General features: G+C 57.8%; 27 protein-coding genes and 1 pseudogene. 18 read left to right on the forward strand and 10 right to left on the reverse strand.

The genetic code is table 11. The annotated features are described in order from the left end of the window. Nucleotides 1–22 precede the first annotated feature (22 nt). The 7 genes and pseudogenes from tnaC to ACOYA6_RS19320 all read right to left on the reverse strand — a co-directional run. Nucleotides 23–100 carry a tryptophanase leader peptide gene (gene tnaC, locus ACOYA6_RS19290; protein WP_138370951.1) on the reverse strand — a complete coding sequence of 26 codons (78 nt, stop codon included), beginning with the start codon at nt 98–100 and terminating at the stop codon, nt 23–25. A gap of 194 nt (nt 101–294) precedes the next feature. Continuing rightward, on the reverse strand, nt 295–1,659 hold the full coding sequence (gene mnmE, locus ACOYA6_RS19295; RefSeq protein ID WP_422655217.1) for a tRNA uridine-5-carboxymethylaminomethyl(34) synthesis GTPase MnmE: 1,365 nt from the start codon (nt 1,657–1,659) through the stop codon (nt 295–297). 103 nt (nt 1,660–1,762) lie between these two features. After that, nucleotides 1,763–3,406 (reverse strand): membrane protein insertase YidC, encoded by a 1,644-nt coding sequence (gene yidC, locus ACOYA6_RS19300; protein WP_039032234.1) that lies wholly within the window; start codon nt 3,404–3,406, stop codon nt 1,763–1,765. 2 nt (nt 3,407–3,408) lie between these two features. Further along, entirely contained in the window at nt 3,409–3,666 is a 258-nt protein-coding gene (yidD, locus tag ACOYA6_RS19305; protein WP_072036746.1) for a membrane protein insertion efficiency factor YidD, read from the reverse strand. Continuing rightward, nucleotides 3,630–3,989, reverse strand: coding sequence for a ribonuclease P protein component (rnpA, locus tag ACOYA6_RS19310; RefSeq protein WP_014072458.1), 360 nt, complete (start codon nt 3,987–3,989; stop codon nt 3,630–3,632). The genes yidD and rnpA overlap by 37 nt, the downstream gene beginning before the upstream one ends. 16 nt (nt 3,990–4,005) lie before the next feature. After that, complete coding sequence (gene rpmH / locus ACOYA6_RS19315) at nt 4,006–4,146, reverse strand: 50S ribosomal protein L34 (RefSeq protein ID WP_003849659.1); 141 nt, start codon at nt 4,144–4,146, stop codon at nt 4,006–4,008. A 230-nt stretch (nt 4,147–4,376) separates the two neighbouring features. Then, nucleotides 4,377–4,427: pseudogene (locus ACOYA6_RS19320) on the reverse strand (hypothetical protein); the annotation flags it as partial. Between the two features lie 323 nt (nt 4,428–4,750). On the opposite strand from ACOYA6_RS19320, the gene dnaA reads away from it, so the two are divergent. The 11 genes from dnaA (at nt 4,751) to ACOYA6_RS19375 (ending at nt 18,137) form a co-directional block, all read left to right on the forward strand. Beyond that, the gene (gene dnaA / locus ACOYA6_RS19325) at nt 4,751–6,151 is read left to right on the forward strand and encodes a chromosomal replication initiator protein DnaA (protein WP_039032235.1); all 1,401 of its coding nucleotides are present in this window, start codon (nt 4,751–4,753) and stop codon (nt 6,149–6,151) included. 4 nt (nt 6,152–6,155) lie between these two features. Next, nucleotides 6,156–7,259: a DNA polymerase III subunit beta gene (dnaN, locus tag ACOYA6_RS19330; RefSeq protein WP_103177630.1), complete on the forward strand. Its 1,104-nt coding sequence runs from the start codon at nt 6,156–6,158 to the stop codon at nt 7,257–7,259. Next, nucleotides 7,259–8,332: a DNA replication/repair protein RecF gene (gene recF, locus ACOYA6_RS19335; RefSeq protein WP_422655218.1), complete on the forward strand. Its 1,074-nt coding sequence runs from the start codon at nt 7,259–7,261 to the stop codon at nt 8,330–8,332. Before dnaN ends, recF begins: the two co-directional genes overlap by 1 nt. A 28-nt stretch (nt 8,333–8,360) precedes the next feature. Next, complete coding sequence (gyrB, locus tag ACOYA6_RS19340) at nt 8,361–10,775, forward strand: DNA topoisomerase (ATP-hydrolyzing) subunit B (RefSeq protein WP_039032238.1); 2,415 nt, start codon at nt 8,361–8,363, stop codon at nt 10,773–10,775. A gap of 192 nt (nt 10,776–10,967) precedes the next feature. After that, nucleotides 10,968–11,780 carry a sugar-phosphatase gene (yidA, locus tag ACOYA6_RS19345; RefSeq protein WP_422655219.1) on the forward strand — a complete coding sequence of 271 codons (813 nt, stop codon included), beginning with the start codon at nt 10,968–10,970 and terminating at the stop codon, nt 11,778–11,780. A gap of 250 nt (nt 11,781–12,030) precedes the next feature. Next, nucleotides 12,031–12,720 (forward strand): D-galactonate utilization transcriptional regulator DgoR, encoded by a 690-nt coding sequence (gene dgoR, locus ACOYA6_RS19350; RefSeq protein WP_064324218.1) that lies wholly within the window; start codon nt 12,031–12,033, stop codon nt 12,718–12,720. Beyond that, a complete protein-coding gene (locus ACOYA6_RS19355) occupies nt 12,717–13,595 on the forward strand; it encodes a 2-dehydro-3-deoxygalactonokinase (RefSeq protein WP_139563888.1) in 879 nt (292 codons plus the stop codon). The genes dgoR and ACOYA6_RS19355 overlap by 4 nt, the downstream gene beginning before the upstream one ends. Next, nucleotides 13,579–14,196, forward strand: a complete 618-nt coding sequence (locus tag ACOYA6_RS19360; protein WP_039032242.1) for a 2-dehydro-3-deoxy-6-phosphogalactonate aldolase — start codon at nt 13,579–13,581, stop codon at nt 14,194–14,196. The genes ACOYA6_RS19355 and ACOYA6_RS19360 overlap by 17 nt, the downstream gene beginning before the upstream one ends. After that, entirely contained in the window at nt 14,193–15,341 is a 1,149-nt protein-coding gene (dgoD, locus tag ACOYA6_RS19365) for a galactonate dehydratase (protein WP_039032243.1), read from the forward strand. Before ACOYA6_RS19360 ends, dgoD begins: the two co-directional genes overlap by 4 nt. A 180-nt stretch (nt 15,342–15,521) precedes the next feature. After that, nucleotides 15,522–16,859 carry an MFS transporter gene (locus ACOYA6_RS19370; protein ID WP_039032244.1) on the forward strand — a complete coding sequence of 446 codons (1,338 nt, stop codon included), beginning with the start codon at nt 15,522–15,524 and terminating at the stop codon, nt 16,857–16,859. A 51-nt stretch (nt 16,860–16,910) separates the two neighbouring features. Beyond that, nucleotides 16,911–18,137: a YidR family protein gene (locus tag ACOYA6_RS19375; protein ID WP_422655220.1), complete on the forward strand. Its 1,227-nt coding sequence runs from the start codon at nt 16,911–16,913 to the stop codon at nt 18,135–18,137. Here ACOYA6_RS19375 and ACOYA6_RS19380 read toward each other — a convergent pair whose 3' ends face one another. Beyond that, nucleotides 18,138–18,470, reverse strand: coding sequence for a YceK/YidQ family lipoprotein (locus ACOYA6_RS19380; protein ID WP_039032246.1), 333 nt, complete (start codon nt 18,468–18,470; stop codon nt 18,138–18,140). It lies immediately after the preceding gene. Nucleotides 18,471–18,778: 308 nt separating this feature from the next. Here ACOYA6_RS19380 and ibpA point away from each other — a divergent pair, with 308 nt between their 5' ends. The 6 genes from ibpA to ACOYA6_RS19410 all read left to right on the forward strand — a co-directional run bounded on the left by ibpA (nt 18,779) and on the right by ACOYA6_RS19410 (nt 22,874). Continuing rightward, nucleotides 18,779–19,189 (forward strand): small heat shock chaperone IbpA, encoded by a 411-nt coding sequence (ibpA, locus tag ACOYA6_RS19385; RefSeq protein WP_039032247.1) that lies wholly within the window; start codon nt 18,779–18,781, stop codon nt 19,187–19,189. 137 nt (nt 19,190–19,326) lie between these two features. Next, complete coding sequence (ibpB, locus tag ACOYA6_RS19390; protein ID WP_039032248.1) at nt 19,327–19,755, forward strand: small heat shock chaperone IbpB; 429 nt, start codon at nt 19,327–19,329, stop codon at nt 19,753–19,755. 194 nt (nt 19,756–19,949) lie between these two features. Beyond that, nucleotides 19,950–21,611 carry a putative transporter gene (locus ACOYA6_RS19395; protein WP_422655221.1) on the forward strand — a complete coding sequence of 554 codons (1,662 nt, stop codon included), beginning with the start codon at nt 19,950–19,952 and terminating at the stop codon, nt 21,609–21,611. Between the two features lie 72 nt (nt 21,612–21,683). Then, nucleotides 21,684–22,031, forward strand: coding sequence for a YidH family protein (locus tag ACOYA6_RS19400; protein ID WP_039032250.1), 348 nt, complete (start codon nt 21,684–21,686; stop codon nt 22,029–22,031). Then, entirely contained in the window at nt 22,021–22,383 is a 363-nt protein-coding gene (locus tag ACOYA6_RS19405; RefSeq protein ID WP_039032251.1) for a DUF202 domain-containing protein, read from the forward strand. Before ACOYA6_RS19400 ends, ACOYA6_RS19405 begins: the two co-directional genes overlap by 11 nt. Further along, a complete protein-coding gene (locus ACOYA6_RS19410; RefSeq protein ID WP_039032252.1) occupies nt 22,380–22,874 on the forward strand; it encodes a radical SAM protein in 495 nt (164 codons plus the stop codon). Before ACOYA6_RS19405 ends, ACOYA6_RS19410 begins: the two co-directional genes overlap by 4 nt. A 1-nt stretch (nt 22,875) precedes the next feature. Here ACOYA6_RS19410 and dsdA read toward each other — a convergent pair whose 3' ends face one another. Further along, nucleotides 22,876–24,177 carry a D-serine ammonia-lyase gene (dsdA, locus tag ACOYA6_RS19415; protein ID WP_422655222.1) on the reverse strand — a complete coding sequence of 434 codons (1,302 nt, stop codon included), beginning with the start codon at nt 24,175–24,177 and terminating at the stop codon, nt 22,876–22,878. Nucleotides 24,178–24,385: 208 nt separating this feature from the next. On the opposite strand from dsdA, the gene dsdC reads away from it, so the two are divergent. Further along, nucleotides 24,386–25,315 (forward strand): DNA-binding transcriptional regulator DsdC, encoded by a 930-nt coding sequence (dsdC, locus tag ACOYA6_RS19420; RefSeq protein WP_422655223.1) that lies wholly within the window; start codon nt 24,386–24,388, stop codon nt 25,313–25,315. On the opposite strand, the gene emrD is transcribed toward dsdC, so the two are convergent. Next, nucleotides 25,316–26,500 (reverse strand): multidrug efflux MFS transporter EmrD, encoded by a 1,185-nt coding sequence (emrD, locus tag ACOYA6_RS19425; protein ID WP_039032271.1) that lies wholly within the window; start codon nt 26,498–26,500, stop codon nt 25,316–25,318. Nucleotides 26,501–26,503: the final 3 nt, after the last annotated feature.

Consider the following 26,503-nt stretch of genomic DNA (forward strand, 5'->3'; position numbering starts at 1 on the left):
GAGAAAATGAGGCGAAGGGAGATTACGGATGGTGATTGACAATTTTATTGTCAATATTGAACCACTTAGAAGTGATGTATGTATTTAAGATAATCGTCATTGATTTATCCTCATTAGACACGCTACTACACTATTCGAATGAGAATATTTGTCTATCTGCAGAGATATTAATTGTGATTGTAATCACAGAGAATATAGCTGATATATTTGGTGTTTATTCGGGTAATACAGAAAAGAAAAAAGCCGCAATAACATGAACGTTATGCGGCTTTTTAACAGAGGGCTGAAACGGACTTATTTTCCGATACAGAAGCTGGAGAAGATCCGCCCCAGCAAATCATCCGAGGTAAACTCCCCGGTGATTTCGCTTAACGCCTGCTGGGCCAGGCGCAGCTCTTCCGCCAGCAGCTCTCCGGCCCAGGCGCCGAGCAGCTGGGCTTTGCCCTGATCCAGATGCTGTGCCGCCTCTTCCAGCGCCTGCAGATGGCGACGACGGGCGAGGAAGCCGCCCTCCATGCTGGTATCGAAGCCCATGCTCTGCTTCAGATGGTTGCGCAGCTCATCCACGCCCTCGCCGGTACGCGCCGACAGGCGAATGAGTGAGTGACCGTTCACATCGCTGAGGCCCAGCGTTTCACCGGTCACGTCCGCTTTGTTACGCACCACGGTGATCGGCAGTTTTGCCGGCAGGCGGGCGATAAAGTCCGGCCAGATCTCTGCCGGGTCGACAGCGGCGGTGGTGGTACCGTCCACCATAAACAGCACCCGGTCGGCCTGCTCGATCTCCTGCCAGGCGCGCTCGATACCGATACGCTCCACTTCGTCGCTGGCATCACGCAGTCCCGCGGTGTCGATGATATGCAGCGGCATACCGTCGATATGAATATGTTCCCGCAGCACGTCGCGGGTAGTGCCGGCTATGTCGGTCACAATCGCCGCTTCACGCCCCGCCAGGGCATTCAGCAGGCTCGATTTCCCGGCGTTCGGACGTCCGGCAATCACCACCTTCATTCCTTCACGCAGCAGGCTGCCCTGACGCGCCTCGGCGCGCACCGCGTCGAGATCGGCCATCACGTCGTTAAGCTGGGCTTCGATTTTGCCGTCGGAGAGGAAGTCGATCTCCTCATCCGGGAAATCAATGGCCGCTTCCACGTAGATCCGTAGGTGAGTGAGTGCTTCCACAAGATGGTTTACGCGAGCGGAGAACGCCCCTTGCAGCGAGTTCAGCGCGGAGCGCGCGGCCTGCTCGGAGCTGGCGTCGATCAGATCGGCAATCGCTTCAGCCTGGGCCAGATCCAGCTTGTCGTTAAGAAACGCCCGCTCGGAGAACTCGCCCGGTTTGGCGATGCGCACGCCCGGCAGGGTCAGAATGCGTTTCAGCAGCAGGTCGAGGATCACCGGCCCGCCGTGGCCCTGCAGTTCGAGCACGTCTTCACCGGTGAAGGAGTTCGGGCCCGGGAACCACAGCGCGATACCCTGATCCAGCGCCGTACCGTCGTTATCCTTGAAAGGCAGATAGTCGGCGTAACGTGGCTTTGGCAGTTTGCCCAGCACCACTTCTGCTACTTCGCGTGCCTTCAGGCCGGAGATACGCAGAATACCCACACCACCGCGTCCCGGTGGGGTTGCCTGGGCGACGATAGTGTCGTTATGGCTCATGGTTTGTCTCTTCTTAATGCAATAAAAAAGGCGGTCAATAGACCGCCCTGTCATCACTGTTCTTTATGCCGGGTGGCGCTTCGCTTACCCGGCCTACTGAGGATCAGGAATTTTTCTTCTCGCGGCTATGCAGGCCACGTTTTTCCAGACCACGGTAGATCAGCTGCTGCTGAAGGATGGTCACCAGGTTGCTGACGATATAGTACAGCACCAGACCTGACGGGAACCACAGGAAAAACACGGTGAAGATGACCGGCATAAAGGTCATGATCTTCTGCTGCATCGGGTCGGTCACGGTGGTTGGTGACATCTTCTGGATGAAGAACATCGTCACGCCCATCAGGATCGGCAGGATGTAGTACGGGTCCTGTGCGGACAGGTCATGGATCCACAGAGCGAACGGCGCATGGCGCAGCTCAACGGAGCCCATCAGCATGTAGTACAGCGCAAGGAAGATTGGCATCTGGATCAGCAGCGGGAAGCAGCCACCCAGTGGGTTCACTTTCTCGGCTTTATACAGGGCCATCATCTCCTGGCTCTGACGCTGTTTGTCATCGCCCAGACGCTCACGCATCGCCGCAATCTTCGGCTGCAGCATACGCATCTTCGCCATGGAGGTGTACTGCGCTTTGGTCAGCGGGTACATGATGCCACGAACGATGAAGGTGATAACGATGATGGAGAAGCCCCAGTTACCCAGGAAGCTGTGGATCCACTTCAGCAGTTTGAACAGCGGCTGAGAGATGAACCACAACCAACCGTAGTCTACGGTCAGATCCAGGTGCGGTGCCACGGCAGCCATCTTGTCCTGGATTTCCGGGCCGACCCACAGGGTGCTGGCCAGGCTACCGGTTTGACCCGGCTGAACCAGAACCGGCTCAGACTTATAGCCGATCGCGGCAATACCGTTACCGAGGTTCGCAGTGTAGAAATTATTGGAACCCGCGTTATTCGGTACCCATGCGGTCGCGAAATACTGTTGCAGCATCGCCACCCAGCCGCCTTTCGAGCTGACGTTCAGGTTTTCGTTATCGGCGATGGTGTCGAATTTGTATTTCTCGTACTTGGTATCTGGCGTGGAGTACGCCGCGCCACGGAAGGTGTGCAGCGCGAAGTTGCTGCTTCCGGTGTCACGGTGAGACGGCAGATTGATGGACTGCTTCAGCTGACCGAAGGTGGAGAGCTCCAGCGGTTTCGCACCGGTGTTCTGCACGCTATAGCCCACGTTCACCGCATATTCACCGCGTTTCAGGGTGAAGGTTTTGGTGAAGGTGTTGCCGGCCGCATCAGTGTAAGTCATCGGGATCGCGATTTCGTTCTGGCCATCGGCCAGCACAAACGCATCTTTATCGACGTTATACAGCGGACGAGCGCCGTTAGCCGGGTTATCCGGGCCATCACGACCGGTCAGGCCGCTCTGTGCCTGGTAGATAAACTGCGGCGTGGTTTCCAGTAACTGGAACGGCTCGTTAGAACCGAGCTCTTTCGGGTAAGTCACCAGCTGCGCCTGCTCAACATCACCACCACGGGTGTTGATAGTCAGCTCAAGCACATCGGTCTTAACCGTAATCAGTTTACCCTGGCCACTGGCCGGTACGCCCTGGTCGGCGGCGCTACCCGCTGCGGTGGTCGTTGTCTGCGTGACCTGCTGCTGAGGTTGAGGATTTTTGTCCTGCTCCCAAGCCTGGAAGATCATGAAAGACACGAACAACAAAGCGATGATAAGAAGATTGCGTTGCGAATCCATCGTTAGTGTTCTCTGGTATCAAAAGGTCCTGGAGGGACGGGATCGTCTCCACCTGGGTGTAAAGGGTGGCATTTTAATACGCGTTTCACCGTCAACCAACTGCCTTTTATCACTCCAAACCTGCGCAATGCCTCAATTCCGTATTGCGAACAGGTCGGTCTGAAACGGCAGTGTGGCCCGAGTAGCGGACTAATCAGGCGTTGATAGACCCGGATAAGGCCGATCAGGACCCGTGAGCCAGGCGACAGTGGCGGCGCCATAATTTTTCCAACGCTTCCGAGAGAGCACGGTTATCGAGGTCGGCAACCCCTTTTTTAGCCACCACCACGAAATCCATTGAAGGCAGTTCATGTTGACGTAAACGGAAGCTTTCACGCGTCAGACGTTTAATCCGGTTGCGTTCATGCGCACGCTTAACGTTTTTCTTGGCGACAGTGAGACCGATACGGGGATGCCCCAGCGAATTTTGGCGGCCGAGGATGGTGATTTGCGGCGTGCCAGCCCGTTGTGGCTGCTGGAAGACGAAAGTGAAATGAGTGGGAGTTAACAAACGTAACTCCCTGGGAAATGCTAGCTTAACCACTCAGGGGTTAGCTTAATTACTTGGAAACGGTCAGACGTGAACGGCCTTTAGCACGACGACGTGCCAGAACCTGACGACCATTTTTAGTAGCCATACGAGCACGGAAGCCGTGAGAACGGTTGCGCTTCAGTACAGACGGTTGAAAAGTGCGTTTCATGGCGATTTCTACCTAAACTTGAATAAATTCAATGACTTTTTATGGAGTCCGAACGAATAACGAACGATGGACGCCGAAGCCATGGGTGATTAAAGAGGCCGGATTGTAATAATTGTACACTCCGGAGTCAATTCTCTTTCCTTATTTCCCGCGTCTTTCCGCACGTTTTTAGCGTGCAAATTGAGCTGCGTCAGACGCAGGAAATCGAGTCCCACGCGCCGGGTGGGGAATTATACGGGCTCCAGGGTAAATCGCAAGGATCGTCCAGGATCTTCGTTAGATCATTTAAGCAAAAAATTGTCGTTACTCATTAATTTTTCCAATATGCGGCCTAAATCGCGGGGTCGCTTCGCCAGGATCGTTTACACTTACCCGGTTTCGGATCCTCCTGTGGATAAATCGGGAAGAAACTGTGAGAAACAGAAGATCTCTGGCGCAGTTTAGGCTATGATCCGCGGTCCTGATCGCGATCCCAGGATCCAGAGCAGGTAAAAAAACCGCAGATAGCGGTTCGCACGTCCCCCTTAACGCCGGGTTCTTTCGACGTGTGTCTACAATCACGACTATTCAATAGCTTTCTTTTTATGTTCGAGTGGAGTCCGCCGTGTCACTTTCGCTTTGGCAGCAGTGTCTTGCCCGATTGCAGGATGAGTTACCAGCCACAGAATTCAGTATGTGGATCCGCCCGTTGCAGGCGGAACTGAGCGATAACACGCTGGCTTTGTATGCGCCAAACCGTTTTGTGCTCGATTGGGTCAGGGACAAATACCTCAATAACATCAATGGACTGCTAAACGAATTTTGCGGTGCCGATGCCCCACAGCTGCGTTTTGAAGTGGGCACTAAACCGGTCACCCAAACCCTCAAAGAGACCGTTAACGTCGCCGCTGCACCCGCGCAAACCGCGCAGGTTCATATGCCGCGCGTCGCGCCTGCGCCGCGGGCTGGCTGGGATAACGTCCCGGCACCGGCAGAGCCGACCTACCGCTCTAACGTTAACGTCAAACACACCTTTGATAACTTCGTCGAAGGTAAATCGAACCAGCTGGCCCGCGCGGCTGCCCGTCAGGTAGCGGATAACCCGGGCGGTGCCTATAACCCGCTGTTCCTTTATGGCGGTACCGGTCTGGGTAAAACGCACCTGCTGCACGCGGTGGGTAACGGCATCATGGCGCGCAAGCCTAATGCCAAAGTGGTGTATATGCACTCCGAGCGCTTCGTTCAGGACATGGTAAAAGCCCTGCAAAACAACGCGATCGAAGAGTTTAAACGCTACTACCGTTCCGTTGATGCGCTGCTGATCGATGACATTCAGTTCTTTGCTAATAAGGAACGATCCCAGGAAGAGTTTTTCCACACCTTCAATGCGCTGCTGGAAGGCAATCAGCAGATCATTTTGACCTCGGATCGTTATCCTAAAGAGATCAACGGCGTTGAAGATCGTCTCAAATCCCGCTTCGGCTGGGGTCTGACCGTGGCGATCGAGCCGCCGGAGCTGGAAACCCGCGTGGCGATCCTGATGAAAAAAGCGGACGAGAACGACATTCGTCTGCCGGGCGAGGTGGCGTTCTTTATCGCCAAGCGTCTGCGTTCCAACGTTCGTGAGCTGGAAGGCGCGCTGAACCGCGTCATCGCTAACGCCAACTTCACCGGACGGGCGATCACCATCGATTTCGTGCGTGAAGCGCTGCGCGATCTGCTGGCGCTGCAGGAAAAATTGGTCACCATCGACAATATTCAGAAGACGGTGGCGGAGTACTACAAAATTAAAGTGGCAGATTTGCTGTCGAAACGCCGTTCCCGCTCGGTAGCGAGACCGCGTCAGATGGCGATGGCGCTGGCAAAGGAATTAACCAACCACAGTCTGCCGGAGATCGGCGATGCGTTTGGTGGCCGTGACCACACCACCGTGCTGCACGCCTGCCGTAAGATTGAGCAGCTGCGTGAAGAAAGCCACGACATAAAAGAAGACTTCTCCAATTTAATCAGAACATTATCATCGTGATGCTATGAAATTTACCGTTGAACGTGAACACTTATTAAAACCGCTGCAACAGGTGAGTGGCCCCTTAGGCGGCCGCCCGACGCTGCCTATCCTCGGTAACCTGCTGCTGCAGGTGGCAGACGGCACGCTGTCGCTGACCGGCACCGACCTCGAGATGGAGATGGTCGCACGCGTGACGCTTTCCCAGCCTCACGAAGCGGGCGCAACCACCGTTCCGGCGCGTAAGTTCTTTGATATCTGCCGTGGCCTGCCTGAAGGGGCAGAAATTGCCGTGCAGCTGGAAGGCGACCGCATGCTGGTGCGCTCCGGCCGCAGCCGTTTCTCGCTCTCCACGCTGCCTGCTGCTGATTTCCCGAACCTGGACGACTGGCAGAGTGAAGTCGAATTCACCCTGCCGCAGGCCACCATGAAACGCCTGATTGAAGCCACTCAGTTCTCCATGGCGCATCAGGACGTTCGTTACTACTTAAACGGCATGCTGTTCGAAACCGAAGGGGAAGAGCTGCGTACTGTGGCCACCGACGGCCACCGCCTGGCGGTCTGCTCCATGCCGGTTGGCGTGACGCTGCCGAACCATTCGGTGATCGTACCGCGTAAAGGCGTGATTGAGCTGATGCGTATGCTCGACGGCGGCGAAACCCCGCTGCGCGTGCAGATTGGCAGCAACAACATCCGCGCCCACGTCGGTGATTTCATCTTTACCTCTAAACTGGTGGACGGCCGCTTCCCGGATTATCGCCGCGTATTGCCGAAGAACCCGGACAAAACGCTGGAAGCGGGCTGCGATATCCTCAAGCAGGCGTTTGCCCGTGCGGCGATCCTCTCTAACGAGAAGTTCCGCGGCGTGCGTCTGTACGTGAGCGAAAACCAGCTGAAAATCACGGCGAACAACCCGGAGCAGGAAGAGGCCGAAGAGATCCTGGATGTCACCTACGCTGCGGGCACCGAAATGGAAATCGGCTTTAACGTCAGTTACGTGCTGGATGTGCTGAACGCGCTGAAGTGCGAGAACGTGCGTATTCTGCTGACCGACTCCGTGTCGAGCGTACAAATTGAAGATGCGGCCAGCCAAAGCGCGGCTTATGTTGTCATGCCAATGAGACTGTAATGTCGCTCACCCGCCTGTTGATCCGCGACTTTCGCAATATCGAAAGCGCGGATCTTGCTTTATCCCCCGGCTTTAATTTTCTGGTTGGCGCCAACGGCAGCGGCAAGACCAGCGTGCTGGAAGCCATCTATACGCTCGGCCATGGCCGGGCGTTTCGCAGTTTGCAGATTGGTCGGGTTATTCGCCACGAGCAGGAAGCGTTCGTGCTTCATGGTCGATTGCACGGCGAAGAGCACGAGACGGCCATCGGGCTGACCAAAGACAAGCATGGCGACAGCAAGGTGCGCATCGACGGCACCGATGGCCACAAAGTGGCGGAGCTGGCGCTGCTGATGCCGATGCAGCTAATCACTCCCGAGGGGTTTACTTTACTCAACGGCGGCCCCAAATACAGAAGAGCCTTCCTCGACTGGGGATGCTTCCATAACGAAGCGGGCTTCTTCACCGCCTGGAGCAACCTCAAGCGGCTGCTGAAACAGCGCAATGCCGCACTGCGCCAGGTGACCCGCTACGCCCAACTGCGGGCGTGGGACAAAGAACTTATCCCGCTGGCGGAGCAGATCAGCCGCTGGCGTGCGGAGTACAGCACCGGGATCGCGGAAGACATGGCGGATACCTGCCAGCAGTTTTTGCCCGAGTTCTCCCTGAGCTTCTCCTTCCAGCGCGGCTGGGAGAAAGAGACGGATTATGCCGAGGTGCTGGAGCGAAGCTTCGAGCGCGATCGCATGCTGACCTACACCGCGCACGGCCCGCACAAGGCGGATTTCCGCATTCGTGCCGACGGTGCGCCGGTAGAGGACACCTTATCACGCGGGCAGCTCAAGCTCCTGATGTGCGCGCTGCGCCTGGCGCAGGGCGAGTACTTAACCCGTGAAAGCGGGCGACGCTGTCTGTATCTGATTGATGATTTTGCCTCGGAACTTGACGACGCGCGGCGCGGACTGCTTGCCAGCCGCTTAAAAGCCACACAGTCGCAGGTTTTCGTCAGCGCGATTAGCGCTGAACACGTAATGGACATGTCGGACGAAAATTCGAAGATGTTTAACGTGGAAAAGGGTAAAATAACGGATTAACCCAAGAATAAATGAGCGAGAAACGTTGATGTCGAATTCTTATGACTCCTCCAGTATCAAAGTCCTGAAAGGGCTGGATGCGGTGCGTAAGCGCCCGGGTATGTATATCGGCGACACGGATGACGGCACCGGTCTGCACCACATGGTATTTGAGGTGGTAGATAACGCTATCGACGAAGCGCTCGCGGGTCACTGTAAAGATATCGTGGTGACCATCCACGCCGACAACTCCGTCTCCGTTACCGATGATGGCCGTGGCATCCCGACCGGTATTCACCCGGAAGAGGGCGTCTCTGCGGCGGAAGTGATCATGACCGTCCTGCACGCAGGCGGTAAGTTCGATGATAACTCCTATAAAGTGTCCGGCGGCCTGCACGGCGTGGGCGTCTCTGTGGTTAACGCCCTGTCGCAGAAGCTCGAGCTTCTGATCCGCCGCGAAGGCAAAGTGCATCAGCAAACCTACGTCCACGGCGTACCTCAGGCTCCGCTGGCGGTTACCGGTGAAACCGACGTGACCGGGACTCAGGTCCGTTTCTGGCCAAGCCTCGAAACCTTCACCAACGTCACCGAGTTTGAATATGACATTCTGGCCAAGCGTCTGCGCGAGCTGTCATTCCTGAACTCCGGCGTCTCTATCCGCCTGCGCGACAAGCGCGACGGCAAAGAAGACCACTTCCATTACGAAGGTGGTATCAAGGCGTTCGTTGAGTACCTGAACAAGAACAAAACGCCCATTCACCCGAACATCTTCTATTTCTCCACCGAGAAAGACGGTATCGGCGTGGAAGTGGCGCTGCAGTGGAACGACGGTTTCCAGGAAAACATCTACTGCTTCACCAACAACATTCCGCAGCGCGACGGCGGTACGCACCTGGTGGGCTTCCGTACGGCGATGACCCGTACCCTGAACGCCTACATGGACAAAGAAGGCTACAGCAAAAAAGCGAAAGTCAGCGCCACCGGTGACGATGCCCGTGAAGGCCTGATCGCTGTGGTCTCGGTAAAAGTGCCGGATCCGAAGTTCTCCTCTCAGACCAAAGACAAGCTGGTCTCCTCAGAGGTGAAATCGGCGGTTGAGCAGCAGATGAACGAACTGCTGAGCGAATACCTGCTGGAAAACCCGTCCGACGCCAAAATTGTCGTTGGCAAAATTATCGATGCGGCGCGTGCCCGTGAAGCGGCGCGTAAAGCCCGTGAAATGACCCGTCGTAAAGGCGCGCTGGACTTAGCAGGCCTGCCGGGCAAACTGGCAGACTGCCAGGAACGAGACCCGGCGCTGTCCGAACTGTACCTCGTGGAAGGGGACTCCGCGGGCGGTTCTGCGAAGCAGGGCCGTAACCGTAAGAACCAGGCGATCCTGCCGCTGAAGGGTAAAATCCTTAACGTTGAGAAAGCGCGCTTCGACAAGATGCTCTCTTCTCAGGAAGTGGCGACGCTGATCACCGCTCTGGGCTGCGGCATTGGCCGTGACGAGTACAACCCGGACAAGCTGCGCTATCACAGCATCATCATCATGACCGATGCGGACGTCGACGGCTCGCACATCCGTACGCTGCTGTTGACCTTCTTCTACCGTCAGATGCCGGAAATCGTTGAGCGTGGCCACGTCTACATCGCCCAGCCGCCGCTGTACAAAGTGAAGAAAGGCAAGCAGGAGCAGTACATCAAAGACGACGAAGCGATGGATCAGTATCAGATCGCTATCGCCCTGGATGGCGCGACCCTGCACGCCAACTCAAGCGCCCCGGCGCTGGCGGGTGAACCGCTGGAGCGTCTGGTGTCTGAGTACAACGCGACCCAGAAGATGATTGGCCGCATGGAGCGTCGCTTCCCGCGCACGCTGCTGAAAGCGCTGGTCTATCAGCCGACGCTGTCCGAAGCCGATCTCGGTAACGAGCAGGCCGTGACCCGTTGGGTGAACACCCTGGTGACCGATCTGAACGAGAACGAGCAGCACGGCAGCCAGTGGAAGTTCGATATCAACGAGAACACCGAGCTGCAGCAGTTCGAGCCGGTGATCCGCGTGCGCACCCACGGTGTGGATACCGACTACCCGCTGGATCACGAGTTTGTGACCGGTGCGGAGTACCGTCGTATCTGTACGCTCGGCGAGAAGCTGCGCGGCCTGATCGAAGACGATGCCTTCATCGAGCGTGGCGAACGCCGTCAGCCGGTTGCCAGCTTCGAGCAGGCGCTGGAGTGGCTGGTGAAAGAGTCCCGTCGTGGCCTCTCCATTCAGCGTTATAAAGGTCTGGGCGAAATGAACCCGGATCAGCTGTGGGAAACCACCATGGATCCGGAAAGCCGCCGCATGCTGCGCGTGACCGTGAAAGACGCCATTGCTGCGGATCAGCTGTTCACCACCCTGATGGGCGATGCGGTTGAACCACGTCGTGCCTTTATTGAAGAGAACGCCCTGAAAGCGGCGAATATCGACATCTAAGCCTTAATTCCCCGGTGGCGCTACGCTTACCGGGGCTACAAAGGCCATAAGCCCGTTAAGCGCCAGCGCCACCGGGCTTTTCTTTGCCTGCAAAAGAGGAATCCTCCTCTGAACCCCATCCCCCTTTTCTTTACTGTTTTTTGAGCGGAATCGCGTTAGCATGAGGAAAGACTCATTCCAACCGGGGATCCCATGGCTATCAAACTCATTGCAATCGATATGGACGGCACCCTGCTGCTGCCGGACCACACCATCTCTCCCGCCGTTAAAAGCGCGATTGCCGCAGCCCGTACCAAGGGCGTGAACGTGGTGCTGTGCACCGGTCGTCCGTACGCAGGTGTTCATAACTACCTGAAAGAACTGCACATGAATGAACCGGGTGATTACTGCATTACCTACAACGGCGCGCTGGTGCAGAAAGCGGCCGACGGTAGCACCGTGGCGCAAACGGCGCTGAGCTATGACGATTACCGCTATCTGGAACAACTCTCCCGCGAGGTGGGCTCACACTTCCACGCGCTCGATCGCAACACGCTCTACACCGCCAACCGCGACATCAGCTACTACACGGTGCATGAATCCTTCGTTGCCACCATCCCGCTGGTGTTCTGCGAAGCGGAGAAGATGGACCCGGCCACGCAGTTCCTGAAAGTGATGATGATTGATGAGCCAGAGATCCTCGACAAAGCCATCGCCCGTATCCCGGAAGAAGTCAAAGAGAAGTACACCGTGCTGAAAAGTGCGCCGTACTTCCTCGAAATCCTCGATAAACGCGTCAATAAAGGCACCGGCGTGAAGTCGCTGGCCGAAACGCTGGGGATCAAGCCGGAAGAGATCATGACCCTGGGCGATCAGGAAAACGACATTGCGATGCTGGAATATGCTGGCTTAGGCGTGGCGATGGAAAACGCGATCCCGTCGGTGAAAGAGGTGGCTAACTTCGTTACCAAATCTAACCTCGAGGACGGCGTGGCGTATGCCATTGAGAAGTTTGTCCTGAATTAAGACCCCGCAAAATGCGCGTCCCATAACCCGCACCCGTTGCGGGTTTTTTTATCCCCGCAGGAACCTTTCTTTAACATTCCTTTCACTGATTGTTCTTTTTGTGATCCAGATTGTAGTACAACACAATGTGATTGTACTACATTACGACCACGGCAATGACGAATGGCATCACGTTTGTACTGCAAAATTGAGGCGAAATTCAGCGGTCGCGGTAAAGTAGTGGTGGACCTACAGAGCACAAGGACTCTCCATGACTCTCAATAAAACCGATCGCATCGTCATCACGCTGGGCACCCAAATTGTGGGTGGCAAGTACGTTCCCGGGTCACCGCTGCCCGCAGAGGCCGAGCTGTGCGAAGAGTTTGAAACCTCGCGCAACATCATCCGGGAAGTGTTCCGCTCGCTGATGGCGAAGCGGCTGATTGAAATGAAGCGTTATCGCGGTGCCTTTGTCGCCCCGCGTAACCAGTGGAACTACCTCGATACCGACGTCCTGCAGTGGGTGCTGGAAAACGACTACGACCCGCGACTGATTGGCGCCATGAGCGAGGTGCGAAACCTGGTAGAGCCCGCGATAGCCCGCTGGGCGGCGGAACGCGCCACCTCAGGCGACCTGGCGCAGATTGAGTCGGCCCTGAACGACATGATCGCCAACAACCAGGACCGGGATGCCTTTAACGAGGCGGATATCCGCTACCACGAAGCGGTGCTGCAGTCGGTGCATAACCCGGTGTTACAGCAGCTTAGCGTGGCGATCAGCTCGCTACAGCGAGCAGTATTTGAACGAACCTGGATGGGTGATGAGGCCAACATGCCGAAGACGCTCCAGGAACATAAAGCGCTGTTCGATGCGATACGCCATCAGGACAGCGATGCGGCAGAGCAGGCGGCGCTCACCATGATCGCCAGCTCGACACGAAGGTTGAAGGAAATCACATGACATCTCGCTACATCGCAATTGACTGGGGATCGACCAATCTGCGCGCCTGGCTGTACCAGGGCGAGCAGTGCCTGGAGAGCAGGCAATCAGAAGCAGGCGTCACGCGCCTGAACGGCAGATCTCCTGAAGCGGTGTTAGCAGAGGTGACACAAAACTGGCGCGACAGCGCCACGCCGGTGGTGATGGCGGGGATGGTCGGCAGCAACGTGGGCTGGAAAGTTGCCCCTTATCTGCCGGTTCCTGCCCATTTCTCTGCCATTGGCGAACAGTTAACGTCCGTTGGCGACAATATCTGGATCGTTCCAGGTCTTTGCGTCTCCCGCGACGATAACCACAACGTGATGCGCGGCGAAGAGACCCAGCTGCTCGGCGCACGCACGCTCTCTCCTTCTTCTGTCTACGTCATGCCCGGTACACACTGTAAATGGGTGCAGGCCGATACTGAGCAGATCGTTGATTTTCGCACCGTGATGACCGGCGAACTGCACCATTTGCTGCTTAAGCACTCGCTGGTGGGTGCCGGTCTGCCGGAGCAGTCAGCCTCACCGGAAGCATTTGCCGCCGGGCTTGAGCGCGGGATCGCTTCCCCTGCCGTTTTGCCGCAGCTTTTTGAGGTTCGCGCCTCGCACGTGCTGGGAAACCTTCCCCGCGAGCAGGTGAGCGAATTTTTATCGGGCCTGCTGATTGGCGCAGAAGTCGCCACCCTGAGCGAGCAGTTCGCCGGGCAGCAGGCCATCACCCTCGTCGCGGGTTCATCGCTGACCGCACGCTACCGCCAGGCGTTCCACGCCATCGGCCGGGACGTGCAGGCGGTGGAGGGCGACACGGCATTTCAGGCTGGTATAAGGAGCATCGCTCATGCAGTGGCAAACTAATCTTCCCCTTATCGCGATCCTGCGCGGCATCACCCCGGACGAGGCCTTAGCCCACGTTGGCGCGGTGATCGACGCCGGCTTCGACGCGGTGGAAATCCCGCTCAACTCCCCGGAGTGGGAAAAAAGCATTCCGGCGGTTGTGGACGCGTATGGCGACAGAGCGCTGATCGGCGCGGGCACCGTGCTGAAACCGGAGCAGGTGGACCGCCTGGCGAAGATGGGCTGCAGGCTTATCGTCACGCCTAATATCAACCCTGAGGTGATCCGCCGCGCGGTGGGCTACGGCATGACCGTCTGCCCGGGATGCGCCACGGCGACAGAGGCCTTTACTGCCCTTGATGCGGGCGCGCAGTCGCTGAAAATTTTCCCGTCGTCGGCCTTTGGCCCGGATTACATCAAAGCGCTGAAAGCGGTGTTACCCGCCAGCGTACCAGTCTTTGCCGTGGGCGGCGTCACGCCAGAGAACCTGGCCCAGTGGATGAAAGCTGGCTGTGTGGGCGCGGGCCTCGGCAGCGATCTCTATCGTGCCGGGCAGTCCGTTGAACGTACCGCGCAGCAGGCGGCAGCATTTGTAAAAGCGTATCGAGAGGCAATGCAATGAAAATAACCAAACTCACCACCTACCGTTTACCGCCGCGTTGGATGTTCCTGAAAATCGAAACCGACGAAGGGGTGGTTGGCTGGGGCGAGCCGGTGATTGAGGGCCGTGCGCGCACCGTGGAAGCGGCGGTGCATGAGCTGGGCGAATACCTGATTGGTCAGGATCCGGCGCGCATTAACGACCTGTGGCAGGTGATGTACCGTGCGGGCTTCTACCGCGGCGGCCCGATCCTGATGAGCGCCATCGCCGGTATCGACCAGGCGCTGTGGGACATCAAAGGCAAAGTGCTGAATGCCCCGGTCTGGCAGCTGATGGGTGGCCTGGTACGCGACAAGATTAAAGCCTACAGCTGGGTGGGCGGTGACCGTCCGGCAGAGGTGATCGACGGTATCAACAAGCTGCGCGGCATCGGTTTCGACACCTTCAAGCTCAACGGCTGCGAAGAGATGGGCGTTATCGACAATTCGCGGGCGGTGGATCGGGCGGTGAATACCGTAGCGCAAATCCGCGAAGCCTTCGGCAATGAGATTGAGTTTGGACTCGATTTCCACGGTCGCGTCAGCGCGCCGATGGCGAAAGTGCTGATCAAAGAGCTGGAGCAGTATCGTCCGCTGTTTATCGAGGAGCCGGTGCTGGCCGAGCAGGCCGAGTACTATCCGAAACTGGCGGAACAGACCCATATTCCTATCGCAGCGGGTGAACGTATGTTCTCGCGCTTCGAGTTCAAACGCGTGCTGGAAGCGGGCGGGATTGCCATCCTGCAGCCGGATCTCTCCCATGCGGGCGGCATCACCGAATGCTACAAAATTGCCGGGATGGCAGAAGCCTATGACGTGGCGCTGGCGCCGCACTGCCCGCTGGGCCCGATTGCGCTGGCAGCCTGTCTGCACGTGGACTTTGTCTCGCGCAACGCGGTGTTCCAGGAGCAGAGCATGGGCATTCACTACAACAAGGGCGCGGAGCTGCTCGACTTTGTGAAGAACAAAGAAGATTTCAACATGGAAGGCGGTTTCTTTAAACCGTTAACGAAGCCGGGCCTTGGCGTGGACATCGACGAAGCCAAAGTCATTGAGCTGAGTAAAAATGCGCCGGACTGGCGTAATCCTTTATGGCGTCATGAAGACGGCTCCGTAGCCGAGTGGTAATGCGCGTCATACTTCGCGCCGGTGGTGCGTTGGCTGCGTTTTCTTACCCCGGTCACATACTTTTGTATGCTCCCGGGGATGCGAAAACTTGCCGCCTTCCCCCGACACGAATTATTTAGCGCATTCCGGTTACGTTTTTAATTAAAAAAAATCAAACACACCCTCTGTAAATTACAGGGCATGGTGAGCGGCTTCGCTATGCCCAAAATCTGGAGACAGATTGCGATGGATATTCCAGTTACAGCTACCAAAACCGGGCGTCGCCGTTACCTGACGCTGATTATGATCTTTATTACCGTGGTCATCTGCTATGTCGACCGTGCCAACCTCGCCGTGGCATCGGCCCATATTCAGGAAGAGTTCGGTATTACCAAAGCGGAGATGGGCTACGTCTTCTCGGCGTTTGCCTGGCTCTATACGCTGTGCCAGATCCCGGGCGGCTGGTTCCTCGACCGCGTCGGCTCGCGCCTGACCTACTTTATCGCCATTTTCGGCTGGTCCGTGGCGACCCTGTTCCAGGGGTTTGCTACCGGCTTAATGTCGCTGATTGGCCTGCGCGCCATCACCGGGATTTTTGAGGCACCGGCGTTCCCGACCAATAACCGCATGGTGACCAGCTGGTTCCCGGAACATGAGCGCGCCTCTGCCGTCGGGTTCTATACCTCCGGCCAGTTTGTGGGCCTCGCGTTCCTGACCCCGCTGCTGATCTGGATCCAGGAGCTGCTGAGCTGGCACTGGGTGTTTATCGTCACCGGTGGGATCGGCATCATCTGGTCGTTTATCTGGATTAAGGTCTATCAGCCGCCGCGTCTGACCAAAAGCATCAGCAAAGCCGAGCTGGATTACATCCGCGACGGCGGCGGCCTGGTGGATGGCGATGCGCCGGTGAAAAAAGAGGCGCGTCAGCCGCTGACCAAAGCTGACTGGAAGCTGGTGTTCCACCGTAAGCTGGTGGGCGTGTACCTGGGCCAGTTTGCCGTGACCTCGACGCTGTGGTTCTTCCTCACCTGGTTCCCGAACTACCTGACGCAGGAGAAAGGCATCACCGCGCTGAAGGCGGGCTTCATGACCACCGTGCCGTTCCTGGCAGCCTTCTTTGGCGTGCTGCTCTCCGGCTGGCTGGCGGACAAGCTGGTGAAAAAAGGTTACTCCCTCGGCGTGGCGCGTAAAACGCCGATCATCTGCGGGCTGCTGATCTCCACCTGCATCATGGGCGCAAACTACACCAACGATCCGGTGTGGATTATGACCCTGATGGCGGTTGCCTTCTTTGGTAATGGCTTTGCCTCTATTACCTGGTCGCTGGTGTCGTCCCTGGCGCCGATGCGTCTGATCGGCCTGACCGGTGGCGTGTTTAACTTCGTTGGCGGCCTGGGCGGGATCACCGTTCCGCTGGTGATTGGCTATCTGGCGCAGGACTACGGTTTCGGTCCGGCGCTGGTCTATATCTCTGCGGTGGCCCTGATCGGCGCGCTCTCCTACATCCTGCTGGTGGGCGACGTGAAACGGGTAGGCTAATCCCCGGCAATGCTATACCCTGATGCGACATCCGCGCATCAGGGTATCCCCATGAAACAAATCACTTTCGCACCCCGCAACCATCAGCTCACCAACACCCGCACCTGGAGTGCAGACAGCCAGTGGCTGGCCTTTGACGTTCGTCCTTCCGGGGCGTCGTTTACCGGCGAAACCATTGAGCGGGTTAATGTTAAAACCGGCGAAGTCGAGGTGATCTATCGCGCCAGCAACGGCGCCCATGTGGGGGTTGTCACTGTCCATCCAACGGACGATAAGTATGTTTTCATCCACGGCCCCCAGTACCCCGATGCCCACTGGCAGTACGATTTTCACCACCGCCAGGGGGTGATTGCAGCGCGAGGGCAGGTGAGCAATCTCGATGCGATGGATATCACCGCGCCCTTCACTCCCGGCGCGCTGCGCGGCGGCAGCCATGTCCACGTGTACAGCCCGGACGGGCAGTTCGTCAGCTTTACCTATAACGACCATGTGCTGCATGAGCGCGATCCTAAGCTCGATTTACGCAACGTGGGGGTGGCCGCGCCTTTTGGTCCGGTGACGCCTGCGGGCCACCATCCGCGAGAATATGCCGGAACGCACTGGAGCGTGCTGGTCAGCCGTACCACGCCTGTGCCGCAGCCGGGCAGCGATGAGATAAACCGCGCCTATGAGGAGGGCTGGGTGGGTAACAGCCGTCTGGCCTTTATCGGCGATACCCTTTCCGCCAGCGGCGACAAAGTGCCGGAGCTGTTTATCGTCGATCTGCCAAAAGACGAGCAGGGCTGGAAACAGGCGGGCGAGACACCGCTTCAGGGCACAGCGGATCGTATGCCCGCTCCCCCTGCCGGGGTGATGCAGCGCCGGTTAACCTTTACCCACGACAGCCGCTATCCGGGGCTGGTGAACGTGCCGCGCCACTGGGTGCGCAGCAATACGCAGGCGACGCAAATCGCGTTTCTGATGCGGGATGATAACGGCGTGGTGCAGCTGTGGCTGATTGCGCCAGAAGGGGGAGAGCCCCGTCAGCTCACCCATAACGCAAGTGATATCCAGTCGGCCTTTAACTGGCATCCGGCGGGTCATTCGCTGGGGTTTGTGCTGGAAGATCGCATTGCGACCTGTGATGCGGCGTCCGGCGCGGTGACGTTTTTGACGTCCGATCACGGCAATCCGCCGTCGGGCGATGCGGTGGTTTACTCCCCGGACGGGCACACCATTGCCTGGATGGAAGAGACAGACGGTTTCCGGCAGCTGTGGGTAACAGAGACCGGACGCTAATCAGCGCGCGGGCATTCCGGCGGGCGGGATCACGGCGTTGGTCGCCAGCGTCTCCTGCTCGCTCTGCTCCACGCGGGAACGAACGGAACTATCGGTACGGAAGAAGTCCCACGGCAGCAGCAGGGTATCAACAACCGCCGTAAACGGCATATCCAGCACTACCAGGGATTTGGTGCCCCAGTTGGTGTCGTCATCGGCCAGCATGTTCGCGCTGGCTCGCGTCCCGGGATAGGTTCCTTCTTTACCGCCGGTGTGAGACATCACGCTCGAACACCCGCAAAGTAAAACCACCGTACTGAACGTCGTCAGCTTTATCAGAACATTTTTCATCATTAGTCAGTCATCATTAATGGCAGTAAGACCTGCAACCCGGTTTATAACGGGCCATTCTTAAAATGAATAGTTGAAAAGTACCGCTCTGTGGCACCTATCGCAATTTAACCTTACGTGCTGTGGACTCAGTCTATTCCAGTACCCGCAAAGTGCAAAAAAATCTCGCATCGGCACGCTTGAAAAGGCCGCAAGCGGACCCATTTTAAAAGTGTATCGATGAACAAGCGTGCCTGAGGGGCGTTTGTGATACCCCAGCCTGTCCACGGTGGAAGGCGACAATTCTTGCTGATTTCAGGAGTTTTAACTGTATGCGTAACTTTGATCTTTCTCCGCTTTATCGTTCAGCCATTGGTTTCGACCGTCTGTTCAGTCATTTAGAAAACAACCAAAGCCAGAGCAATGGCTACCCTCCATACAATGTTGAGCTGGTTGATGAAAACCACTACCGCATTGCGATTGCCGTGGCCGGTTTCGCGGAAAGCGAACTGGAGATCACCGCCCAGGACAACCTGCTGGTGGTGAAAGGCGCGCATGCGGGCGAGCAGAAAGAACGTACCTACCTGTATCAGGGCATCGCGGAACGTAACTTTGAACGTAAGTTCCAGTTAGCTGAGAACATTCACGTTCACGGCGCGAACCTGGTTAACGGCCTGCTGTATATCGATCTGGAACGTGTGATTCCGGAAGCGAAAAAACCGCGCCGTATCGAAATTAATTAATTATCCGGGTCGCCGCTGCGGCCCAAACAGGAATGCTTGCCGATATCGGGAGCATATGTGAATCCATTCGGATTTGCAGGAACAACTGCGTACAAAAATAAATTGTACGGAACTCGCTTCTCAGAAGGAGATTTAGTATGCGTAATTACGATTTATCCCCGCTGCTGCGTCAGTGGATCGGTTTTGACAAACTGGCCTCCGCGCTGCAAAGCACCACCGAAAGCCAGACCTTCCCGCCGTATAACATTGAAAAGAGCGACGATAACCACTATCGCATTACGCTCGCGGTGGCCGGCTTCAGCCAGCAGAACCTCGATATTCAGCTGGAAGGCACGCGCCTGACGGTGAAAGGCACTCCGGAAAAACCGGAAACCGAAACCAAATGGCTGCATCAGGGGCTGGTGACCCAGCCGTTCAGCCTGAGCTTTACCCTTGCTGAACATATGGAGGTGACGGGCGCCACCTTCACCAACGGGCTGCTGCATATCGATATCACCCGTAACGTGCCGGATGAGGTTGCTCCGCAGCGGATCGCCATCAGCGAACGCCCGGCGTTGAACAGTTAATTTGGGTTTGTGCGGCCTGATGCCCTCACCCCAACCCTCTCCCACAGGGAGAGGGCGCAAACACCAAAAACGGCCACCTTCGGGTGGCCGTTTTGCTTTTACCTCGGGCTTTTTTGTGCGCCATCGCCCATACAACCCGCCTGTGCTCTGCGAGAATCCCTGCTAATAATAATGTTATTCACAGGGATGCCGTCATGAGTGATATAGCGTTAACGGTCAGTATTCTGGCGTTGGTTGCGGTGGTCGGGTTGTGGATAGGCAATGTCAAAATCCGGGGCGTCGGCTTTGGCATTGGCGGCGTGCTGTTTGGCGGAATTTTTGTCGGCCACTTTGCCGACCAGTTGGGCATCACGCTCAGCGCGGAAATGCTGCACTTCATTCAGGAATTTGGCCTGATCCTCTTCGTTTACACCATCGGCATTCAGGTCGGGCCCGGCTTTTTCGCCTCGCTTCGCGTCTCCGGCCTGCGCCTGAATCTTTTTGCAATGGGCATTGTGGTGATGGGCGGGCTGGTCACCGCCCTGCTGCATAAACTCTTCGCCATCCCGCTCCCGGTGGTGCTTGGCATCTTCTCCGGGGCGGTAACCAACACGCCCGCGCTGGGTGCCGGGCAGCAAATCCTGCGCGATCTGGGCATCGCGCCCGACATCGTGGATCAGATGGGCATGAGCTACGCCATGGCCTACCCGTTCGGCATCTGCGGCATCCTGCTCACCATGTGGCTGATGCGCATCTTCTTTTGCGTGGACGTCGAGCAGGAAGCCCGGGAACACGACTCTACTCTCACCCAGGGACAGGCGCTGATTAAGACCATCAACATCCGCGTTGAAAACCCCAATCTGAACAACATGCCGATCCAGGATGTGCCGATCCTCAACAGCGCCAACATTATCTGCTCGCGGCTGAAGCGGGAGGAGACGCTGATGGTGCCCCTGCCCGGCACGGTGATCCAGACGGGGGACCTGCTGCATCTGGTCGGGCAGCCGGCAGACCTGCACAACGCACAGCTGGTGATTGGCCAGGAGGTCGATACCTCGCTTTCCACCCGCGGCACCGATATGCGCGTCGAGCGCGTAGTGGTCACCAATGAGAAGGTTTTAGGCAAGAAAATCCGCGAACTGCAGGTAAAAGAGCGTTATGACGTGGTGATCTCCCGCCTGAACCGCGCCGGGATCGAGCTGGTGGCCAGCCCGGATGCCAGCCTGCAGTTTGGCGACATTCTCAACCTCGTCGGACGCCCGGCCTCCATCGACGCCGTCGCCAATATGGTGGGCAACGCGCAACAAAAACTGCAGCAGGTGCAGATGCTGCCGGTGTTTATCGGCATCGGGCTCGGCGTCCTGCTCGGCTCCATCCCGCTGTACGTACCCGGATTCCCGGTGGCGCTCAAGCTGGGGCTGGCTGGCGGACCGCTGATTATGGCGCTGATCCTCGGACGTATCGGCTGCGTGGGTAAGCTCTACTGGTTTATGCCCCCGAGCGCCAACCTCGCCCTGCGCGAGCTGGGGATTGTGCTGTTTCTGGCGGTGGTGGGGCTAAAATCGGGTGGGGATTTTGTCGAGACGCTGGTCCGCGGCGATGGGATGAGCTGGATTGGCTACGGCATCCTCATAACCGCCGTTCCGCTGATCACCATGGGGCTTCTGGCGCGGCTGCTCGCGAAGATGAACTACCTGACCCTGTGCGGCATGCTGGCCGGCTCGATGACCGATCCCCCGGCGCTGGCCTTCGCCAACAACCTGCATGCCACCAGCGGCGCGGCGGCGCTCTCCTACGCCACGGTCTATCCGCTGGTGATGTTTATGCGCATTATCACCCCGCAACTGCTGGCGGTGCTGTTCTGGGGGATGGGTTAGGGCAGGCATTACGCGCCTGGATGCGTTAACATTGCCGGAGTTTTGTACGATGTTAGCCAGACAGGAGTAGTCATGAAAATTTCCCGCCTCGGCGAAGCGCCGGATTATCGCTTCTCGCTGGCAAACGAGCGTACCTTCCTGGCGTGGATCCGCACCGCGCTGGGTTTCCTGGCGGCCGGCGTGGGTCTTGACCAACTGGCCCCCGATTTCGCAACGCCTGTGATCCGCCAGCTGCTGGCGCTGCTGCTGTGTCTCTTTTCCGGTGGGCTGGCAATTTACGGCTACCTGCGCTGGCTGCGTAACGAAAAGGCGATGCGCCTGAAGGAAGATCTGCCCTATACCCGCAGCCTGCTGATTATCAGCCTGATCCTGATGGTGGTCGCGGGGGTTGCGATGGGCCTGGTGCTGTATGGCGGATAGCCGTAAAGCCCGCCGTCTGGCCGATCCGGGGCTACAGCCGGAACGCACTTCGCTGGCCTGGCTGCGCACGTTGCTGGGCTACGGTGCGCTGATGGTGCTGGCGGTCAGGCATAACTGGCAGCAGGCGGGCCCGCTGTTCTGGGTGGCGCTGGGCGTACTGGCGACGGTGGCGCTACTGCTCTGGCATTACACCCGCAGCCGCGCAAAGATGGACGTCTCGCTGTACGATTTTTCAGCATCCCGACCCGTACGTATTAAATTTATGATCTCCCTCGCAGTGTTATCCCTCGCATTACTGTTTGCTGCCAGTCATGTTCACCATCTCATTATCTTTATCAGGGATATTGCATGATCGGATGTCAGGCCAGAGTGCTCGTCACGGTTATTAACCGCCATAACTGTCATCAGCCGGAGCAGATGTACCGCTATCTGCGCGATCTGGGCACGCCGTACCTGCATTTTATTCCGTTACAGGCGGGCGATAACCCGGAATCGATCACCGATCGGCAGTGGGGCGATTTTCTCACGGGCGTGTTTGATGTCTGGGTGCGGGAAGATATTGGCCGCGTCTTTGTGCAACCCTTTGATTCGACGCTGGGAATATGGCGAGGCCAGCCACCACAGCCGGATGATTTCTCCCCGCCTGACGAATGCCGGGCCTGCCCGGTGCGGTATCTGTGCTGCGGCGACGGCTCAACGGCTGAAGAAGGCAAAAGCGCGCTCTGTGCGGGGTATCAGGCATTTTTCCGCCACTCAGCCCCGCATATGCGGGTGATGCGCGATCTGCTTAGCCATCACCGCTCGCCCATGGAACTCATGGCCCTGTTACGCCAGAGCCAGTAAGTTACCGCCCCTTCGCCAGATACGTCGCCATCTCCTCTTCCGGCACCATGCCGCCGCCGGTCGCCCATACGAGGTGGGTGGCGTTATCCAGCGCATAGTGTCCGGATGCGGCGAGGCGTACCGGCCCGGCCATGCCCGCCAGCGCGGACGGTTCAAGACGGATATTCTCCTCCTGCGCCAGCCAGCCCAGCATGTCGTACATGCTCCGATCCGAGAGGGTGTAGAACCCGTCGAGCAGGCGCTCCATGGCGCGGCCGACAAAGCCAGACGCACGGCCAACCGCCAGGCCATCCGCTGCCGTCACGTTATCAATGCCGAGATCCTGAACCGCAATCTGGTCATGCAGCCCGGTATAGACCCCCAGCAGCATGCACGGCGAGTGGGTCGGTTCGGCAAAGAAGCAGTGGACGTGGTCGCCAAAGGCCAGCTTCAGCCCAAACGCCACCCCGCCAGGGCCGCCGCCCACGCCGCACGGCAGGTAAACAAACAGGGGATGATCCGCATCCACCACGCGGCCCTGCGCTGCAAACTGCGCTTTCAGTCGTGCGCCTGCCACGGCATAGCCTAAAAACAGGGTGCGGGAGTTTTCATCGTCAATGAAGAAGCAGTTGGCATCGCTCTCTGCCGCTTTGCGTCCTTGCTCCACCGCTACGCCGTAATCTTGCTCATACTCCACCACCGTCACGCCGTGGCTGCGCAGTTTGGCCTTTTTCCATTCCCGGGCGTCGGCGGACATATGCACCGTCACCTTAAAGCCGAGGCGGGCGCTCATAATGCCGATGGACATCCCCAGGTTACCGGTGGAGCCTACGGCGATGCTGTACTGGCTGAAGAAGTCTTTAAAGCGCGGCTCCAGCAGAATGCTGTAGTCGTCATCGACGCTGAGCAACCCGGCGGCCAGGGCCAGTTTCTCCGCGTGGGTCAGCACTTCATAAATCCCACCGCGAGCTTTGATGGAGCCGGAGATCGGCAGATGGCTGTCTTTTTTCAGCAGCAGCGTGCCGGGAAGGAGGATATCGAACTCCGCCTCCAGCCGTTTATGCATTGCCGGGATAGCCACCAGTTCAGACTCAATAATCCCGTGGGTGGCCGCCGTTTCCGGGAACGCCTTCGCCAGATACGGCGCAAAGCGCGCCAGGCGCGCGTGGGCATCATCCACATCGGCCTGGGTCAGGCCGACATGCGGCAGCCCTTCGGCCAGGGTGGTGGCTTTCGGGTTAAGCCAGGTGGTCTCTTTCAGGGCGATCAGATCCTCAACCAGAGGATACTGTGCGATTAAGGTGGTGATGTTTGCGTTTTCCATACGAGATCTCTTCGCGCCAGAAAATGAAAGCAGGATCGTGCAGCCAATGGCACCGGGAAGACAAACGATATTAATGGCGGTTCACATGAGCCAGATTGAATCAAAAGGATAACACCGCGATAGAAAATGTATTTTTATCGTCTCTGAGTCACATTTTTTCACCCTGAACCGCTATTCTGGGCACAATACAGAGAGGAAGGAGGGCGGCGTGGTTAACGAGGGGAGAGAGGCGAAGAATCGCTTACTGAACGGCTGGCAGCTGTCGAAGATGCATACTTTTGAGGTGGCGGCACGCCATGAGTCGTTCGCGCTGGCGGCGGAAGAGCTTTCCCTCAGCCCGAGCGCGGTAAGCCACCGAATCAACCTGCTGGAAGAGGAGTTGGGGATTGCGTTGTTTATTCGCTTGCACCGCAAAGTGGAGCTGACCCAGGAGGGAAAACGCATTTACTGGACCCTGAAATCGTCGCTGGATACGCTGAATCAGGAGATCCTCGACATCAAAAACCAGGCCCTGTCCGGCAGCCTGACCGTCTACTCACGTCCGTCATTCGCCCAGTGCTGGCTGGTGCCCATGCTGGGAGACTTCACCCGCCGCTATCCGTCGATCTCTCTCACGCTGTTGACCGGCAATGATTACGTCAATATGCAGCGAACCGGGGTCGATCTGGCGATTTATTTCGACGATATGCCGCCAAACCAGCTCTCCCATCACTTTTTGATGGACGAGGAGATCCTGCCGGTTTGCTCACCGGAATATGCCCGGGAGCATCAGCTGCTCGACAGCCTGGATAATCTGCTTCACTGCACTCTGCTGCATGACCGACAGGCATGGAGCAACGATTCCGGTACGGACGAGTGGTGTAGCTGGGCGCGTCATTATGCGGTGAATTTGCCGCCATCATCGGGGATGGGTTTCGATCGTTCCGATTTGGCAGTCAGCGCGGCGATAAATCACGTCGGGGTGGCGATGGGGCGCAAGCGGCTGGTGCAAAAGCTTCTTGAGCGCGGGGAACTGATTGCGCCCTTTGGCGAGAAGACGCTGAAATGCCACCAGCACTATTACGTCTCCACGCTCCCCGGGCGCCAGTGGCCAAAGATTGATGCCTTTATCCACTGGCTCAAGGAAAAAGCTGGCTGATCACACCGCCTGCTCGTGGTGCGAGGCGCGGGAGGCCAGCGGTAGCCAGCAGAGCACAATCAGCAGGCCCATAAGCAACATTAGCAGCCCCAGGCTCGCCTGGCCGTTTTGCGGCATCATCGCCGAGAGCCAGGCCAGCGCGCCGGAGCCGATATTCTGCAAACCCCCCACCAGCGCCCCGGCGGTGCCGGCGAGGTACGGGAACGGCTCCATCGCGCCGCTGGTCGCCAGCGGGAACAGCATCCCCGCGCCAAAGAAGAACAGCGCGGCCGGGATCAGCAGGGTCCAGACGTTCATTACCCCGAACAGCCCCGGGATCCACATCATCAGCCCCGCCAGCAGGCAGCTCAGCACCGACTGCCACATCAGGGTGGAGAACCTTTTGTTGGCGCGACCGGCAAACCAGGCGCCGAAAAACGCCGCCGGGATCGGCAGGATAAACAGAACACTCACCACCATACTGCTGAGGCCGAGCCCGGCACCCAGCAGCACGCCCGAACTGGCTTCGAATACTGCGATACCCGCCAGACCCCCCACCAGCATCAGCACGTAGCAGTTAAACGCCCCGTTACCGAAGAGGATTTTGTAGCTGGTGAGAAGCTTTGTGCGCGGCGCTTCGGCGGGCCGGGTTTCCGGCATCCAGCGCGCCATGCTGAAGGTGACGATGACGCACAGCACCAGCAGAAAACCATAGCAGGCGCGCCAGGACCAGGCGGTATCGAGCAGGCCGCCAATCAGCGGGGCCAGCAGCGGGCTGACCAGGATGCCCATGTTCAGCAGGCTGTTGGCATGACGCAGCTGGCTGCCTTCATAGAGATCGCGCGGCAGGGTGCGCGCCATCACGCCGCCGACGCCGGTGCCAACGCCCTGCAGCGCGCTGGCGGCAATCAGCACGCTCAGGCTGTGGGTGGTCATGGCGATGACCGTAGCTACCATAAAAATGGTCATCCCGACCAGGATCACCGGACGGCGGCCGACGCGATCCGAGAGCGGGCCGTAAAAGAGCTGCGACACGCCATAGGTCAGCAGATAGGCGCCCATCACGCTCTGGACCGCCCCTTCACGCACCTGGAGTTCCTTCGCCATGTCCGCAATGGCCGGGATATAGATGGTTTGCGCCATCTGACCGACGGCCACCAGCAAGATCAACATCAAGAGTAAATTAACGTTCCGCTGCCTTTTCATGTC

The organism is Leclercia barmai, from assembly GCF_049312895.1.
GTDB lineage: Bacteria > Pseudomonadota > Gammaproteobacteria > Enterobacterales > Enterobacteriaceae > Enterobacter > Enterobacter barmai.

Excerpts from the sequence above, each read along its gene's own strand:
- tnaC (WP_138370951.1), bottom strand. The coding sequence starts at position 100 with ATGACGATTATCTTAAATACATACATCACTTCTAAGTGGTTCAATATT.
- mnmE (WP_422655217.1), bottom strand. The coding sequence starts at position 1,659 with ATGAGCCATAACGACACTATCGTCGCCCAGGCAACCCCACCGGGACGC.
- yidC (WP_039032234.1), bottom strand. The coding sequence starts at position 3,406 with ATGGATTCGCAACGCAATCTTCTTATCATCGCTTTGTTGTTCGTGTCT.
- yidD (WP_072036746.1), bottom strand. The coding sequence starts at position 3,666 with ATGGCGCCGCCACTGTCGCCTGGCTCACGGGTCCTGATCGGCCTTATC.
- rpmH (WP_003849659.1), bottom strand. The coding sequence starts at position 4,146 with ATGAAACGCACTTTTCAACCGTCTGTACTGAAGCGCAACCGTTCTCAC.
- dnaN (WP_103177630.1), top strand. The coding sequence starts at position 6,156 with ATGAAATTTACCGTTGAACGTGAACACTTATTAAAACCGCTGCAACAG.
- recF (WP_422655218.1), top strand. The coding sequence starts at position 7,259 with ATGTCGCTCACCCGCCTGTTGATCCGCGACTTTCGCAATATCGAAAGC.
- gyrB (WP_039032238.1), top strand. The coding sequence starts at position 8,361 with ATGTCGAATTCTTATGACTCCTCCAGTATCAAAGTCCTGAAAGGGCTG.
- yidA (WP_422655219.1), top strand. The coding sequence starts at position 10,968 with ATGGCTATCAAACTCATTGCAATCGATATGGACGGCACCCTGCTGCTG.
- dgoR (WP_064324218.1), top strand. The coding sequence starts at position 12,031 with ATGACTCTCAATAAAACCGATCGCATCGTCATCACGCTGGGCACCCAA.
- ACOYA6_RS19355 (WP_139563888.1), top strand. The coding sequence starts at position 12,717 with ATGACATCTCGCTACATCGCAATTGACTGGGGATCGACCAATCTGCGC.
- ACOYA6_RS19360 (WP_039032242.1), top strand. The coding sequence starts at position 13,579 with ATGCAGTGGCAAACTAATCTTCCCCTTATCGCGATCCTGCGCGGCATC.
- dgoD (WP_039032243.1), top strand. The coding sequence starts at position 14,193 with ATGAAAATAACCAAACTCACCACCTACCGTTTACCGCCGCGTTGGATG.
- ACOYA6_RS19370 (WP_039032244.1), top strand. The coding sequence starts at position 15,522 with ATGGTGAGCGGCTTCGCTATGCCCAAAATCTGGAGACAGATTGCGATG.
- ACOYA6_RS19375 (WP_422655220.1), top strand. The coding sequence starts at position 16,911 with ATGAAACAAATCACTTTCGCACCCCGCAACCATCAGCTCACCAACACC.
- ACOYA6_RS19380 (WP_039032246.1), bottom strand. The coding sequence starts at position 18,470 with ATGATGAAAAATGTTCTGATAAAGCTGACGACGTTCAGTACGGTGGTT.
- ibpA (WP_039032247.1), top strand. The coding sequence starts at position 18,779 with ATGCGTAACTTTGATCTTTCTCCGCTTTATCGTTCAGCCATTGGTTTC.
- ibpB (WP_039032248.1), top strand. The coding sequence starts at position 19,327 with ATGCGTAATTACGATTTATCCCCGCTGCTGCGTCAGTGGATCGGTTTT.
- ACOYA6_RS19395 (WP_422655221.1), top strand. The coding sequence starts at position 19,950 with ATGAGTGATATAGCGTTAACGGTCAGTATTCTGGCGTTGGTTGCGGTG.
- ACOYA6_RS19400 (WP_039032250.1), top strand. The coding sequence starts at position 21,684 with ATGAAAATTTCCCGCCTCGGCGAAGCGCCGGATTATCGCTTCTCGCTG.
- ACOYA6_RS19405 (WP_039032251.1), top strand. The coding sequence starts at position 22,021 with ATGGCGGATAGCCGTAAAGCCCGCCGTCTGGCCGATCCGGGGCTACAG.
- ACOYA6_RS19410 (WP_039032252.1), top strand. The coding sequence starts at position 22,380 with ATGATCGGATGTCAGGCCAGAGTGCTCGTCACGGTTATTAACCGCCAT.
- dsdA (WP_422655222.1), bottom strand. The coding sequence starts at position 24,177 with ATGGAAAACGCAAACATCACCACCTTAATCGCACAGTATCCTCTGGTT.
- emrD (WP_039032271.1), bottom strand. The coding sequence starts at position 26,500 with ATGAAAAGGCAGCGGAACGTTAATTTACTCTTGATGTTGATCTTGCTG.